The sequence below is a fragment of the Haloarcula hispanica ATCC 33960 genome, from assembly GCF_000223905.1.
Taxonomy (GTDB): domain Archaea; phylum Halobacteriota; class Halobacteria; order Halobacteriales; family Haloarculaceae; genus Haloarcula; species Haloarcula hispanica.
Genome location: NC_015948.1, coordinates 2,101,541 through 2,116,110 on the forward strand (window position 1 = coordinate 2,101,541; position 14,570 = coordinate 2,116,110).

General features: G+C 64.6%; 14 protein-coding genes. 7 read left to right on the forward strand and 7 right to left on the reverse strand.

What is annotated here, in order from left to right:
* Positions 1-5 precede the first annotated feature (5 nt).
* From HAH_RS10540 to HAH_RS10550, 3 genes are all read left to right on the forward strand, one after another.
* Positions 6-437: a hypothetical protein gene (locus HAH_RS10540; RefSeq protein WP_023843359.1), complete on the forward strand. Its 432-nt coding sequence runs from the start codon at positions 6-8 to the stop codon at positions 435-437.
* 213 nt (positions 438-650) lie between these two features.
* Positions 651-896 carry a hypothetical protein gene (locus tag HAH_RS10545; RefSeq protein WP_014040894.1) on the forward strand — a complete coding sequence of 82 codons (246 nt, stop codon included), beginning with the start codon at positions 651-653 and terminating at the stop codon, positions 894-896.
* A 105-nt stretch (positions 897-1,001) separates the two neighbouring features.
* Positions 1,002-1,700 (forward strand): SDR family NAD(P)-dependent oxidoreductase, encoded by a 699-nt coding sequence (locus HAH_RS10550; RefSeq protein ID WP_014040895.1) that lies wholly within the window; start codon positions 1,002-1,004, stop codon positions 1,698-1,700.
* A 21-nt stretch (positions 1,701-1,721) separates the two neighbouring features.
* On the opposite strand, the gene HAH_RS10555 is transcribed toward HAH_RS10550, so the two are convergent.
* Positions 1,722-1,973: a hypothetical protein gene (locus HAH_RS10555; protein WP_014040896.1), complete on the reverse strand. Its 252-nt coding sequence runs from the start codon at positions 1,971-1,973 to the stop codon at positions 1,722-1,724.
* Between the two features lie 94 nt (positions 1,974-2,067).
* Between HAH_RS10555 and HAH_RS10560 the strand changes: the two genes are divergently transcribed.
* Together HAH_RS10560 and HAH_RS10565 are read left to right on the forward strand one after the other, a co-directional pair.
* Complete coding sequence (locus HAH_RS10560; RefSeq protein ID WP_014040897.1) at positions 2,068-2,304, forward strand: DUF7576 family protein; 237 nt, start codon at positions 2,068-2,070, stop codon at positions 2,302-2,304.
* A gap of 48 nt (positions 2,305-2,352) precedes the next feature.
* Entirely contained in the window at positions 2,353-3,003 is a 651-nt protein-coding gene (locus tag HAH_RS10565; protein WP_014040898.1) for a hypothetical protein, read from the forward strand.
* Between the two features lie 30 nt (positions 3,004-3,033).
* Here HAH_RS10565 and HAH_RS10570 read toward each other — a convergent pair whose 3' ends face one another.
* From HAH_RS10570 to HAH_RS10585, 4 genes are all read right to left on the reverse strand, one after another.
* On the reverse strand, positions 3,034-4,137 hold the full coding sequence (locus tag HAH_RS10570; protein ID WP_014040899.1) for a site-2 protease family protein: 1,104 nt from the start codon (positions 4,135-4,137) through the stop codon (positions 3,034-3,036).
* 87 nt (positions 4,138-4,224) lie between these two features.
* The gene (locus HAH_RS10575; RefSeq protein ID WP_014040900.1) at positions 4,225-5,190 is read right to left on the reverse strand and encodes a segregation and condensation protein A; all 966 of its coding nucleotides are present in this window, start codon (positions 5,188-5,190) and stop codon (positions 4,225-4,227) included.
* Positions 5,183-8,770, reverse strand: a complete 3,588-nt coding sequence (gene smc / locus HAH_RS10580; RefSeq protein ID WP_014040901.1) for a chromosome segregation protein SMC — start codon at positions 8,768-8,770, stop codon at positions 5,183-5,185. Before smc ends, HAH_RS10575 begins: the two co-directional genes overlap by 8 nt.
* A 21-nt stretch (positions 8,771-8,791) precedes the next feature.
* A complete protein-coding gene (locus HAH_RS10585) occupies positions 8,792-9,094 on the reverse strand; it encodes a DUF7518 family protein (RefSeq protein ID WP_008312751.1) in 303 nt (100 codons plus the stop codon).
* Positions 9,095-9,237: 143 nt separating this feature from the next.
* Between HAH_RS10585 and gatB the strand changes: the two genes are divergently transcribed.
* A complete protein-coding gene (gene gatB, locus HAH_RS10590) occupies positions 9,238-10,755 on the forward strand; it encodes an Asp-tRNA(Asn)/Glu-tRNA(Gln) amidotransferase subunit GatB (RefSeq protein WP_014040902.1) in 1,518 nt (505 codons plus the stop codon).
* Positions 10,756-10,802: 47 nt separating this feature from the next.
* On the opposite strand, the gene HAH_RS10595 is transcribed toward gatB, so the two are convergent.
* Together HAH_RS10595 and HAH_RS10600 are read right to left on the reverse strand one after the other, a co-directional pair.
* The gene (locus tag HAH_RS10595) at positions 10,803-11,099 is read right to left on the reverse strand and encodes a hypothetical protein (RefSeq protein ID WP_008312747.1); all 297 of its coding nucleotides are present in this window, start codon (positions 11,097-11,099) and stop codon (positions 10,803-10,805) included.
* A gap of 170 nt (positions 11,100-11,269) precedes the next feature.
* A complete protein-coding gene (locus HAH_RS10600; protein WP_014040903.1) occupies positions 11,270-11,815 on the reverse strand; it encodes a hypothetical protein in 546 nt (181 codons plus the stop codon).
* Between the two features lie 223 nt (positions 11,816-12,038).
* Here HAH_RS10600 and HAH_RS10605 point away from each other — a divergent pair, with 223 nt between their 5' ends.
* Positions 12,039-14,564: a DNA topoisomerase I gene (locus HAH_RS10605; protein ID WP_014040904.1), complete on the forward strand. Its 2,526-nt coding sequence runs from the start codon at positions 12,039-12,041 to the stop codon at positions 14,562-14,564.
* Positions 14,565-14,570: the final 6 nt, after the last annotated feature.

A 14,570-nucleotide genomic window follows, 5' to 3' on the forward strand; every position in this document is an offset into this window, starting at 1 on the left:
AACCAATGGGACACACAGACTCAGCCATGGAAACTGACCCGACAGACATCAAATCAATCGCGATAAGCGCCACCGACCTCGTCGCAGCTATTGAAGCGACTGCAGACGAATCAGAGACCGTGTTGCGCGTCACACCACCGTTCAGCGGCCGGATGCGGGCGCGTCTCCACGTCGTTCAGGCCGACGACGACGATGACACGGTTCACATCGAGCCCGACTCACTGCTGACTACGGATGCACCGTCGTATCCGACGCCCGATGACACCGCCGACGAACTCCGGGCCGCGGACGATGAGACGTACTCGGTGGAGCGCCATCGGACCTACCACGAGCAGCGACTCGCCGAGTGGCGGGAGTCGCTTCCGGACCACGTCGTCGATAGCACGACACTAAGCGACACAGCGCACGACGTAACTGTGTCACTACTCGGACCGTAATCGGTCGTACACGTCCACCGGAGGCGTCACCGGGACTGGGAGTGTTACAGTAGGTTATACCACAGTTACACCGCCGATAAAACGTCTAAGCGTCTTTCAGCCGGTAATAAAATGAACGGCTAGGGGCCGCTGTGCGTGAAACGAAGCGAAACGGGCGGAAACCTCTAGAGGTTATAAGCTATCTCCAGTAGAAGCCGTGGGTAGGTCCCCCATATGTCAAGTTCGTCCGCATACGAATTACTCGCCCAGTTTGATGAGTCCGTCCCGGAGTTCGACGAGTCGCTCGTCTCCGCCGTTCGAGGTATCGCGTTCTGGACGGCGATTGCACTCCCGTTTTTATATCTCCCGCTACTGATTACCGGCCTGAACTCCGGGGCGACGCGGATCGCGTTCGTCGCGCTCGTCGTCTTCAACGCCGTGGCGCTGCGTATCGGCCACGCACACGGAGGAGACGACTGACACGGAACCCTTCGGTGCCGGTCACCACCATGGATATTGCGGCCCTCCACTCCGCATTGCCGCTGTGACCATACTTTCATCCACCTAGTAGTCGTTCGTATGCATATGTCACGGACAGCAGTTATCGCAGGTGTCGGTCCGGGCCTCGGGGAGTCACTGGCCAAAACGTTCGTCGACGAAGGCTGTCAGGTCGGCCTGTTCGCCCGGTCGGCGTCGTATCTGGAGTCACTGTCGGCAGACCTCGGTGACAACGCGCTCGCAGTACAGACTGATATTACCATCCCGGACCAGGTCGCAGCAGGCTTCGAGCAGGTCCGGGACGAGTTCGGCCCCGTCGACGTGCTCGTGAACCACGCCAGCGGCGGTGCGTGGAAGGGAACGCAGGAGATTTCACACGACGAGTTCCAGCGCGCGCTCGCCGTCGGTCCGGCGGGCGGGCTGGCCTGTTCCCAGGAGGCCGTCGACGACATGCTGACGGGTGACGGAGGGACGATAATCTTCACCGGTGCGACATCCGCCGTCCGGGGCCGCGACGGCGGAGTTGGGTTCAGCGCCGCCAAGTTCGCCGTCCGCGGGCTGGCCGAATCGATGGCCCGAGAACTCGGGCCCGAAGGCATCCACGTCGCCCACGTCGTCATCGACGGTCAGATTCTCCCGACGAACGCCGCCGACGCAGCTGACCGCGACGCGGAACCGTATCTCGATCCGGACGAGATCGCCCAGTCGTACTGGCATCTCGTCGAACAGGACCGCTCGGCGTGGACGCTGGAACTCGATCTCCGCCCCCACGTCGAGACGTTCTGAGCGCCTCGGCTCCGATGCCGGCTATTCTTCGAGGAGGTCGACCCACTCTCTGAGCGGCCCCCGAATACCGTCGACTGAGATCGTCACGTCGCCGTCGAACCGCCACGTCGCTTGCGGGGAGTCCGAACCGAACCGCATCGGAATAGAGACCGAAATATCGTCGGCCGTGACGTGGAGCGCCTCGTCGCGGTCGACCGTCTCGTCGAGCAACCGTTCAACGGCCAGGCGGAGCTGTTCCGGGTCCGGGTCTGGAAGGTCTGTAGATTGACTCATACCTGTGGCTTGGAACCGAGGCTACCTCCGTGTTGCGTCGAACCGGTCGGTTCACCCCTGCTATTTACGGGTGTGTGGGACTCAGACGGTTTCGATGGAGCTGGAAACGCCGTACGCCCTCGGGGGGACCTACTACGTCGAGACGGTATCCGTCGGAAAACGGACGGACGACGAGACGGTGCGCGATTGCGTGGTCTGTGGCGGCCACGTCTACGCCGACGACTGGCACCTCGTCGTCGGAGTTCTGGATACGGCCGGCGGACGACAGCGCCACCACCACTGTAGCGACGACTGCCTGACCGAGTGGCTCAAGCTCGTGGCGGGTGCCTGAGCAGCGGTGAGTCCGCGGAGTCTTGACGGTGGAACCCGTCGGGAAGATATGGACGAGCGTACGGGCGTATTCAGGGTCTACCGCGTCGTCGAAGCGGTCCCGCACATCAATCTATTCGACACCGACGCGACGCGGCTCTACACCGTGTACCAGTCCGGCTACGGCGAACGCCAACCGGCAGTCGACGGCCTCCGAACGGGAGCCCTCGTCGAGGCGACGCTCGGCGGCGATCCCGACGATTCGGACGAGGCCTGGTCGCTACTTTCCTTCGAGCGGCTCGACCGCGTCGCGATGGACTTTGCTGTGGATGCTGAAGTCCCAGAAGTGGCGGCCGACCTCTGGGAACCGGGGCTCGAACGCCCGGCAAGCGCCGTGCTCGAAGAAGACGGCGAGCCGGTCGCGGAGTGTTTCGTGCAGTCGCGCGCGCCGTTGCCCGGCGGCACGTTCGTCCCGAGCGTGCTCACCGGCCTCGTGCCGATGGAATCACTGCTGACCGAACTCCCCGGTATCGGCGAACCGCCGACAGACGCTATCTTCATCGACCCCGACCCGCCCGACGCCGACTCGTACGCCCGCCCCTACGGCGTCGCCGTGTTGTTCACCGCCGCCGCTGACGACCTACTCGCTGAGTTCCGGGACCGATATAATCTCTCTGCCGACGCCGACAACAGGCCCGAGTACGACCCGTACGGGCTGTGAGGGGTCGGGAGTGCGGTCCACCGGAAGCCACTACATCGTGATGACGAGCGGTACTGGAACGAAACAGAGCATGCCCAGAACGAACGTGACCAGGCCGATAGCCCAGCGGCCCGGCCCCAGCGGCGTCTCGTCCAGCGGCGTCGCCGACCCGAGCCGACCGAACACCAGCGCTAGCAGCCCCCAGAATGCCCACAGTCCGGCCGCTCGGCCCCCCTCAAAGGCGACGAGGTAGCCCGCGAGCCCGAACAGGGCGACGGGGACGGCTAGCTGGACCAGCGACAGTCGGTCGCCGAACAGCGCCCGGGCGACGTGCGCGCCGTCGAGTTGGCCGACAGGCAGGAGGTTCAGGAAGGTCACGAACGCCCCCACCCAGCCGCCGATGACGACCGGGTTCGGGAGGAGTTGCGGGTTCGCGTACTCCAGTTGTTCACCCATCACCGCCGCGATGCCCTGCAACAGCAGCGGGTAGCCGAGTTCGATGTTCGTGACGATCCCACGGGTTACCTCCACCGGCGGGAGCGTCACGCCGATGGCGGTCACGACGACAGTCGCGGCGAGGCCCGCCAGCGGACCGGCGACGCCGATGTCGAACAGCGCCTTCCGGTCGGGGATGTGGTCGTTCATGCTGATGACCGCGCCCAGCGTCCCGAGCACGTTCGGAAACGGCAGGAAGTACGGCAGGCTCGCCTCAACCTCGTGGTAGCGGCTCATGACGTAGTGGCCGAACTCGTGAATCGCAAGGATTCCCAGTGCAGCGGCGGCGAAGGGCCACGCCTCGAGCATGGCTGTCGGGTCGTCGAGAACAGACAGCCCGTACCAGCGGGACCCGGCGTACAGTGTCGACAACAGCGTCAGGACGGCGAGCCCGACGTTCAACCACGGGATGCCGTCGACGCCGAGGGACCGCTCCCGCGCGATCAGGACCCACTCGCCCATCTCCCGCTTGAGCGCGACGCGATACCCGCGCTGACGGAACGCCGGTGCGATGCGGTGGATGACCTGTTCGGACTCGGTCATCGGCTCGCCGTAATACCGGACGCCGTCCTCGGCGGTCCTGTCGACCTCGTAGACGTAGAACGTGTCTGCGAGCGCTTCCGGGTCCGGTAACTCCGGCGGCGAGGACTGGGTCGCCATTACTCGCGTTTGGGGTTCGACCCGTTTGAACCTGTTTGCCGCGGCACTAGAAGAGGGGCACACCGTCCATAGAGGACTCGGAGGGCGTTAGTCCGCGACGGCCTCGTCCGACCCGGTCGCGGCGCTGGGGTCCTGAATCCAGAGGTCGCCGAAAAGGTCGTCCTGCTGGAGGCGGACCTGGCCGCGATGGGCAAGAAAGAGCAGTCCGAGGAACGTCTCGACGCGGGTCCCGCCGGCGGTGTCGACCTCGCGGTACAGCACCTCCTCGCGGCCCTGATCGTACTGCTCGCGGACGGCGTCGTGGACATCGGCGATGATGTCGTCGATGTTCTCGGCGTGAGCCGTCCCGGTCACGTCCGCCGCTGACGGCTCCTCGTCCAGTCGCATGTCGTCGGCCCCGCGGTAATCCAGTTCCTGCGTCCCGCGGTCGTACCCGCTCGGGGAGTCGCTGGTGTCGTATTCCCGGGACTCTTTCCACCACGACTCCCGCTCGGCGTCCCGGAGGTCCCGAACGAGTTCGTCGAGCGTCTGTGGCATCCCACGGGCACGCCGGCGTTCGAGCCGGCGGTCCATCTCCGATTCCAGCGCGGCGAAGGGATCCGGGTCCTCGATGGGTGCGTCCTCGTGCATCGCCTGCTCCCACGGCTCGACGGGGTCCTCCTCGTCGTCGCCCTCGCCCAGCATCGCGTCGCTTTTCATCCGGATCAGAACGCTCGCGTAGAACAGCGCCCGGCCCGACGTGCGCAAGTCCGCGTCGTCGATGCGCTGGAGGAACTTGTCGGTGACCCTCACCACGTCGATGTCCCAGGGGTCGATTTCGCCGTCGTCGGCGAGCTGGACCAGAACCTCGACCGGTTCGACGTCCTCGTCGTCGCTGTCGTCGTCCGAGTCGCTTTCGGGGCCGTCCTGCTCGGGAGAGGGATCATCTGAATCGGGGGATTCGCCCAGCAGCGCCGCCGCATCGCCCGACTCACCGGGCGGGTCGCGGTCCTCGTGGCCGGTAATGTTGAGTGGAATGTCATCCGCTTGACTTTCAACCCCTTCATCAGTCATCAGCCGGCACCTCCTCGTCACCGTCACCCTCACCGCTGAGATCAATCCCAGTAACCGCACTCACGTTGTCGCCCTGCATCATCACGCCGATGGCGCGCTCGGACCGCTCCAGCATGGCCGAGCGGTGCGAGACGACGACGAACTGGGCGTCGCCGGCGAGTTCGTCGACCAGTTCGCCGACGAGGTCGGCGTTGGCCGCGTCGAGGAAGGCGTCCACTTCGTCGAGCGCGTAGAACGGCGCGGGGTTGTGCCGCTGGATGGCGAAGATGAACGCCAGCGCCGTCAGCGACTTCTCGCCGCCGGACATCGCGTTCAGCCGCTGAATCGGCTTGTCGCCCGGCTGGGCCTTCATCGTCAGCCCGCCCTCGAAGGGGTCGTCCTCGTCTTCGAGGTGAAGGTGCCCGGTGCCGTTCGAGAGCCGCTCGAAGATGTTCTGGAACTGGTCGTTGATCTCCGTGAACGACTCCATGAACGTCTCCTTCTTGCGGGCCTCATAGGTATCGATGCGGTCGCGGATGCCGTCGGCCTCCTCGACCAGCGTCGCCTTTTTGTCTTCGAGTTCCTGCAGGTCGTCGTTGACGCGGTCGTACTCCTCGATGGCGCGCATGTTGACCGGCTCCAGTTTCTCCATCTCCGTTTCCAGCCGGTCAATCTCCTGCTCGACCGTCTCGTGGTCGGGCACGTCCTCGGGGTCGTAGTCGCCGACCTGCGCTTCGAGTTCGTCGATCTCCCACTCCAGGCGCTCCTGGGTTTCCTGCTCGGACTCGAGATCCCGCTCGATTTCGGAGACCGCGGCCTGTTGCTCGTCCCGGGCCTCCTTGGCCTCCCCCAGGTCGTCTTTCAGGTCCTCACGTTCGGACTTGAGTTCGGCCAGTTCCTCTTCGAGGTCGGCGACGGCCTGCTCTTTCTCGGCTTTCAGCTCCTGTTTCTCGGTGACTTTCGCTTCGAGGTCGTCGATACGCTCCTCGTGTTCGGCCTTGCGGTTCTGGGCCGCCTCGATGTCGTCGTGGAGGTCCTCGATGGCGTCCTCGGCGTACTGCTTTTCGAGTTCGTACTCGTTGAGTTCGGCGTCGAGTTCGCCCTGGCGGTCTTCGAGCCCGTCGATGTCGTCCTTGATGGACTCGCGCTGGTCCGTCAGGTCCGGCAGTTCCGAGTCCTCGACCTCGGCTTCGAGGTCGTCGATATCGCGCTGGAGCGCGTCGATCTCCTCGGTCTTTTCCTCGATGTCGGCCTCCAGTTCGTCCATCTGGTCGGCCACGTCTTCGCGTTCCGCGGCGATGTCTTCGAGGTCGGCTTCCAGCTGATCGATGCGGTCACGGGTGTCTTCCAGTTTGCTCTGCTTGCGTTCGATGCTCGTCTCGATATCCCGGACCTGTTCGGTCGCATCGGACTCGCGGTCGCGGGCGTCGTCAAGGCGCTCCTCCACGTCCCGGAGGTCCTCACGCACGTCCGCACGCTCGTCTTCGAGTTCGTTGATGCGCGTGGCGACGCGTTCGAGCTTGCCCGCGCCGCCCGAAAAGGAGTAGCGTGTGCCCGAGGAGGAGCCGCCGGTCATCGCCCCGGACTTCTCGACGAGGTCGCCGTCGAGCGTGACCATCCGGTAGTCGCCCATCAAGTCGCGGGCGGTGTCCATGCTATCGACGACGACAGTGTCACCGAGCACGTACGAGAAGATGCCCGCGTACTCGCGGTCGAAGTCGACGAGGTTGTACGCGAAGTCGATGACGCCGTCAGCGCTGGGCAGCGATCCCAGCGAGCGGTTCTGCATCTGTGTGATCGGGAGGAACGTCGCCCGGCCGGCGCTGCGTGATTTGAGGTACTCGATACAGCGCTGACCAACGCTGTCGTCGTCGACGACGACGTGTGCGAGCCGCCCGCCAGCCGCCGTCTCACAGGCCGTGGCGTACTCGGGGTCAACGCCACCCAGTTGGCCGACGGTACCGTGAACGCCGTCCTGACCGGCGTTGAGAATCGCTGTCACGGCACGCCCGTACGAGGAGTCCCCGTCCTCGCCGGCTTTCGCCTCTAGCTGGGCGTACTCCTGCTGTTTCGCGCTGATTTCGTCTTCGAGTTCGTCCAGGTCCGACTGGAGTTCCCGCTTCTCGGCCCGGAGGTCGTCGACGACCTCGCCGATGGTGGCCTTGTTCTGCTTTGCTTTCTCCAGTTCCGTCTCTAAGTCCTCGATATCGGCTTCGAGGTCGGGAATCTCGGCTTCCGCGTCTTCGATGGCTTCACGCTTCTCGTCCTCGGCGTTCGAGCGCCGGCGGGCCTCGTCGAGCAGGCGGTCCTGCTCGCGCTGGAGGTCGTTCTTCTCGCTTTTGAGCGTCTCCAGCCGCGAGCGCTTCGCCTCCAGTTCGTCCTTGACCTCCTGAAACTCCTCGCCGACCTCGTCGATGCGCTGCTGGACCTCCGCGAGTTCGGACTCCTTCTCGGCGATGTCGGCTTTGACGTTGGATTTGGCGACCTTCGTCTCGCGGATGTCGCTTTCGAGGTCGTCGATGGTCTCCTGCTTGCGGTCGATCTGGACGAACGCCTGCCGGCGCTCGTTCTCGGCGGCCTCGACGGTCTCCTCGGCGGACTCGACCTTGTCCTCCAGACGGGAGATGTCGCCTTTGATCTCCTCGATCTCGCGCTTGATGGCGAGCTGTTCGTCCTCGCCTTTGCGCTCGATTTCCTGGTTGAGTTCGTGGAGCTCGTCTTCCAGTCGGATGACCGCACCCTGGCGCTCGTCGAGTTCCGTCTGGAGTTCGGTGAGTTCGCTTTCGAGTTCGTCGATGGACTCCTCAACGGCTGTCAGTTCCTCGCGCTTGTCTTCGAGTTCGGCAGCCTTGCGGTACCCCTCGTACTCCTCTTTCTCGTCACGGAGGTCCTGATACTTGAGCGCCGTCTCCCGTTCGTCTTCAAGTTGATCAAGACGCTCCTGTTTCTCCTCGATGCGGAGCTCGGCCTCGTCGATGCGCTCTTGCACGACCTCCAGTTCGTCGAAGGCGTCGGCCTTCTTTGCGTCGAACTGGGCGACGCCGGCGATCTCGTCGATGATCTCCCGGCGGGAGCCGGCGGTCATGTTGATGATCTCGGTCACGTCGCCCTGCATGACCACGTTGTACCCCTCCGGGGTCACGCCGGCCTGGGCGAGCAGGTCCTGAATGTCTGAGAGGTTGACCGAGCGCCCGTTGATGTAGTAATAGGAGTAGTAGTTGTCCTCGGTCTCCTTGACCCGGCGCTTGATGGCGATTTCGTCCACGTCGCCCACGTCCTCCGTGCCGGCGGCGTTGACGACCTGTGAACGTGACAGCGTCCGGTCGTCGTTGGCCAGAATTACCTCGACGCTGGCCTGGCGTTCGCCGTCGTACTCGGCGTCTTCGTCGGCGTGGCCGGGGTTGTAGATGAGGTCAGTCAGCTTCTCGGCGCGGATACCCGAGGTGCGAGCGAGTCCGAGCGCGAACAGAATCGCGTCGATGATGTTGGACTTGCCCGAGCCGTTCGGGCCGCTGATAGTAGTGAAATCTTCGTAGAACGGGATTCGGGTCTTGCGTCCGAAGCTCTTGAAATTGTCGAGGACGAGCTCTTTGATATGCATGCGGTGGTGTGGCCGACAGCCCTACGCGACGATGATGTCGGACTCCGAGTCCTCCTCGGTCTCGGTCTCCGACGCGGCCTCGGCTTCCTCCCTGTTATCAACCTCGTCGGTATCCTCAGTGTTAGGTGTGTCGGCCTCCGTCGGGGTAGCGGCCGATTCCTCCGAGTCGGACTCGTCAGCGCTGAATCCGTTGTCTTCGTCGACGCTGGCTTCGAGTTCCCGGATGCGGACCTTGCATTCGACGAGTTCGTCGGTCAGTCCTTCGACCGACGCTTCCAGTTCTCTGACGCGCGTTTCGAGTTCCTCGACTCGGTTGCCGCACATATCCGTAACCCAGCCATTGTGGACACTTATACCTACGTCAGACATTGGCAGTCCGAGTGATACGTCCGCTCCGAAGGGCCGAGTCCGTCCCGACACTGTACAGGGTCGTTAGCCTTTAGCCACGCGCCACCGAATCCCGGACAATGACTGCGCAAGCGTCCGAAGCCCGCGAACTCGCGGCCGTCATCGGGCTGGAGGTCCACGTCCAGCTCGAGACGGAGACGAAGATCTTCTGTGGCTGTTCGACCGATGTGGCCGATTCCGAACCCAACACCCACACCTGCCCGGTGTGTCTGGGACTACCCGGCGCGCTCCCGGTCGTCAACGAGGGGGCGGTCGAGGCCGCCGTGAAGGTCGGCAAGGCCATCGACGCCGATATTCCGGAGGAAACCACCTTCCACCGGAAGAACTACTACTACCCCGACCTCCCAAAGAACTTCCAGATCACGCAGTATGACTCGCCCATCTGCCAGGACGGGGAGCTGGAATTCTCCGTCGAGAGCGAGCGCCGCAGCGTCGACATCCGCCGGGCACACCTCGAAGAGGACCCCGGGTCAATCAAGCACGTCCGCGAGGGCTCGGGTCCGCTTGAGTCCCGGACCTGTTCCATCGAGCGCGCGGACTACACGCTCATCGACTACAACCGCGCCGGGACGCCGCTGATGGAGATCGTCACGGAGCCGGACTTCCGTGCGCCGGGCGAGGTCCGGTCGTTCCTCGAAAAACTCGAAGAAGTGCTTGAGTATCTGGGCGTGTTCGACGCGACGCGGGATGGCAGTCTCCGCATCGACGCGAACCTCTCAATGGTCGACGCCAGCGAAGTTGGCGAAGACGGCGACATCGACAAGTCCGTCCTCGAAGACGCCAACCGCACCGAGGTCAAGAACATCTCCAGTCACAAGGGCGCGGAACAGGCGCTCTCCTTCGAGGCCTCCCGCCAGCGGAAGCTCATCCAGTCGGGCCGCGCCGTCGAGCAGGAGACCCGCCACTTCAACGAAACGCACGGCAACACGGTGTCGATGCGCTCGAAGGAAGAGGAGAAAGACTACCGCTACTTCCGGGAGGCCGACCTGCCGCCGCTTCGCGTGAGCCACTGGAAGGACGAGGTCCCGATTCCGGAACTCCCCGACGCCCGCCGCGAGCGGTTCGTCGCGGAGTACGGCCTCAGCGAGGAAGCCGCCTCGAAGCTCACGAGCACGAAGCAGGTGGCGGACTTCTTCGAGGACGTGGCCGAGCGCTTCGACGCCGACCTCGCTGCGACCTGGGTCGCCGATAATCTACTCGGCGAACTGAACTACCGCGACATGGCCATCACCGATATCGACGACCGCTTCGACGAGGTGACCCGGCTCGTCGAACTCGTCGCCGAGGACGATATCACGGCGAAAAACGCGCACGAGACCGTGCTCCGGGAGATGCTCGACACGGGTGACGGCCCCGACGCTGTCGTCGACCGCGAAGGGCTTGGCAAGACCTCCGGCGACGAGGTCCAGCAGGCTGTCGTGGACGCCATCGACGAAAACCCCGACGCCGTCGAGGACTACCACAGCGGCGAGGACGGCGCAATCAACTTCCTCGTCGGGCAGGTCATGCAAAAGACCGGCGGGAGCGCCGACCCCGGCGACGTGAACGGGCTGCTTCGCGAGGAGTTGGAGAGCTAAGACAGCGTCCTACGCGGCCTGCGCGGCACAGTGGTGAGTTGTCACAGTCACCGCTGTGGCCAGTCGGCTGGCAGTTCATCAGCGTGGTTCTCGAGCAGGTCGAGCATCGGTTCGATTTCGTCGAATCGCTGGCCCCGAGATACTTCATCGGCCGCTCGGTCCCAGTCGATGTATGCCAGACTGGCCAGCCGCGGCAGGTCGTCGTGGCGGAGTTCGGTTTCGGTGTTTCTGGCCCCGGCACTTCTGGGCAGAAAGTCGACAATCGGCCGTGGACTACTCTGTTTTACCATAAACAGAATCATTCGTCGACGGCGGGTAAACAACGCCTCGAACACCCGGTCCATCCCTGGGTCCCATATCACATCCGGGATAGAGGTTTCCATCCTGTAACAAGAGACATACTATTGATGATAAATGTCACGATACCGCCGTTTCCTTGCCGAATCGATCCTGAATCGTACAGGTGGATTTGATTTGAGAGGCCGGCCCGATAGCCGCTACGCTGAGCTGCGTGCTACGATTCGCTCGACGCGTTCGACTCGACGCTCTCGCGCCGCTCGCCCGGGATGATCGCGGGGTCCTTCCACAGCAGCGTGACGAATATCGCAGCGGCGAGGGCTTCGAGGGTCTTGATAGCTGATTCGGTCGGTTCAGTGTTGAAATGGTCTAGTATCAGCAACGCGGTACTCCCGCCGTGGTGTCCGCCGCCACCGGACGACGGTGCAGAGAACCCCTCGACGAGGAAGGCACCGTGTCCAGTAGCGTGCCAGAACACCCAGCCGGCGATGGACGCGATCATGAGGAGCGTCCCGGCGATGTAGGCGTTCCGCAGGCCGATGACGCCCCGGGTGATGAGATACGGGCCGGCGAACAACACCGCGGCGAAGGCCACAAACAAGAAGGGCCGAGGGTCCGGCGGGAGGCCTCGTCCGAAGAGTCCCTCGATCGCCTGCGCGTAGATGATGCTTCGCGGGAGTCCCCACCAGAGGTGAAACGCCGCCGTCGCGAAGACGAGTGCGGCGGCGGTTCCGCGGAGGAGTTTGGTCGTCCGGCGATCCATACCGGCAGTCGGGGTGGCAGTGGCAAGAGTGCATCGAAGTGATAAGTGCCGCCGGTCACGGCGGCAGTGCGGGACCGCTACCGAGTGGTAAGAGGCTACCTCCGCGCGAGCGCGAGCGGCCCCGCAAGCGCCCGCACACCCGCGCTGTCGCCTGATTTTCCCGAAAGCCTTTAGAACAACTGACTCCGTAGCGACGAGTAATGACAGAGACAGGTGGTGTCCCATGCGGCTGATTATCACCGAGAAAGACAACGCCGCCCGCCGCATCGCGGAGATCCTCTCCGAGGGGAGCGCGTCCGCGAGCAGGCAAAACGGCGTCAACGTCTATCGGTGGGGGAACACCCGCGTCGTCGGCCTCTCCGGGCACGTCGTCGGCGTCGACTTCCCCGAGGAGTACAACGACTGGCGCGACGTGGAGCCGGTCGAACTCATCGACGCCGACGTGACGAAGGAGCCGACCCAGGAGAACATCGTCACGACGCTGAAGCAACTGGCCCGGGAGGCCGACGAGGCCACCATCGCGACTGACTACGACCGCGAAGGGGAACTCATCGGCAAGGAGGCCTACGAACTCATCCGCGAGGAGACCGACGCGCCCGTCGACCGCGTCCGTTTCTCCTCGATCACCGAGCGGGAGGTCCGGGACGCCTTCGCCAACCCCGACGACATCGACTTCGACCTGGCGGCCGCGGGCGAGGCCCGCCAGATTATCGACCTCGTGTGGGGCGCGGCGCTGACGCGGTTCCTCTCGCTGTCGGCCCGACAACTGGGCGACGACTTCATTTCCGTTGGTCGGGTCCAGTCGCCGACGCTGAAGCTCATCGTCGACCGCGAGCGCGAGATCCAGGCCTTCGACCCCGAGGATTACTGGGAGATCTTCGCCGACCTCCAGAAGAACGGCTCGGGCTTCGAGGCCCAGTACTTCTACGACGACGACGGGAAGGAGGCCGAGCGGGTCTGGGTCGAGGACGACGCCGACGACGCCTACGCCGACCTGACGGGCGTCAACGCGGCGACGGTCACGAGCGTCCGCCGCCGAACCCGCACCGACAGCCCGCCGACGCCGTTCAACACCACCGCCTTCATCTCCGCCGCCAGTTCGCTGGGCTACTCCGCCCAGCAGGCGATGTCTATCGCCGAGGAACTGTACACCACCGGCTACATCACCTACCCGCGAACGGACAACACGGTCTACCCGGACGACCTCGAAGAGGACGCCCTGCTCGATGAGTTCGTCGGAGCCGGACACTTCGGCGAGGACGCCGAGAAGCTGCTGGAGCAAGACGACATCACCGCGACCGAGGGCGACGAGGAGACCACCGACCACCCGCCCATTCACCCGACGGGAGAGATTCCGCCGAAGGTCGACCTCTCGGACGACGAGTGGGAGATCTACGAACTGGTCGTCCGGCGCTTCTTCGCGACGGTCGCCGAGGCCGCGACGTGGGAGCACCTCCGCGTCGTCGCCGACGCCGGCGGCCGCTCGCTGAAGGCCAACGGCAAGCGCCTGGTCGAACCGGGCTACCACGAGGTGTACCCCTACTCCAGCGCCAGCGAGAACCACGTCCCCGACGTGGAGGAGGGCGAGGAACTGGCCATCTCCGAGGTCCGGATGGAGGCCAAGCAGACCCAGCCGCCGCGCCGCTACGGCCAGTCACGGCTCATCCAGACCATGGAGGACAAGGGGTTGGGGACGAAGTCGACCCGTCACAATTCAATCGAGAAGCTGTACGACCGCGGCTACATCGAGGGCGATCCGCCCCGGCCGACGACGCTGGCGATGGCCGTCGTCGAGGCCGCCGAGGAGTTCGCCGACCACGTCGTCAGCGACGAGATGACCGCCCAGTTAGAGGCGGACATGACCGCCATCGCCAACGGCGAGGCGACGCTCGACGACGTGGCCGACGAGTCCCGCGAGATGCTCAAACGGGTGTTCGATGAACTGCGTGATTCCCGCGAGGAGATCGGCGAGCACCTCCAGGAGTCGCTGAAGGCCGACAAGACGCTCGGTCCCTGTCCGAAGTGCGGCGAGGACATGCTCGTCCGGCGCTCGCGTCAGGGGTCGTACTTCGTCGGCTGTGACGGCTTCCCCGAGTGTCGCAACACGCTCCCGCTGCCGTCGACGGGCGAGCCGCAGGTGCTCGAAGAGCACTGCGAGGAACACGACATGTACCACGTCAAGATGCTCGCCGGCCGGGACACGTTCGTCCACGGCTGTCCCCGCTGTGAGGCCGAGAAGGCCGACGAGAGCGAGGACGAGGTCATCGGGCCGTGTCCCGAGTGTGGCGTTGCTCCGGCGGAGCAACGAGGCGACGGCGGCGAAGCCGCCGAAGCGGAGGGTGGCGAACTCGCCATCAAACACCTCCGTTCGGGCTCCCGGCTCGTCGGCTGTACGCGCTACCCCGACTGTGACTACTCGCTGCCGCTGCCCCGCAACGGCGATATCTCGGTGACGGAGGCCTACTGCGAGGAGCACGACCTGCCGGAGCTGGTCATCGACGCCGACAGTGACGACCCCTGGGAGCTTGGCTGTCCCATCTGCAACTACGAGGAGTACCAGGCCCGCACCGCTGTCGAGGACCTGGAGGACCTGAACGGCATCGGCTCGGCGACCGCGGAGAAGCTCGGCGATGCCGGCGTCGACTCGCTGGCGGCGCTCCGGGAGGCCGACCCCGACATCGTCGCTACCGAGGTGCAGGGTGTCAGCGCCACGCAGGTCCGGGAGTGGCAGGACGAACTGGAAGCCTGAGATTTG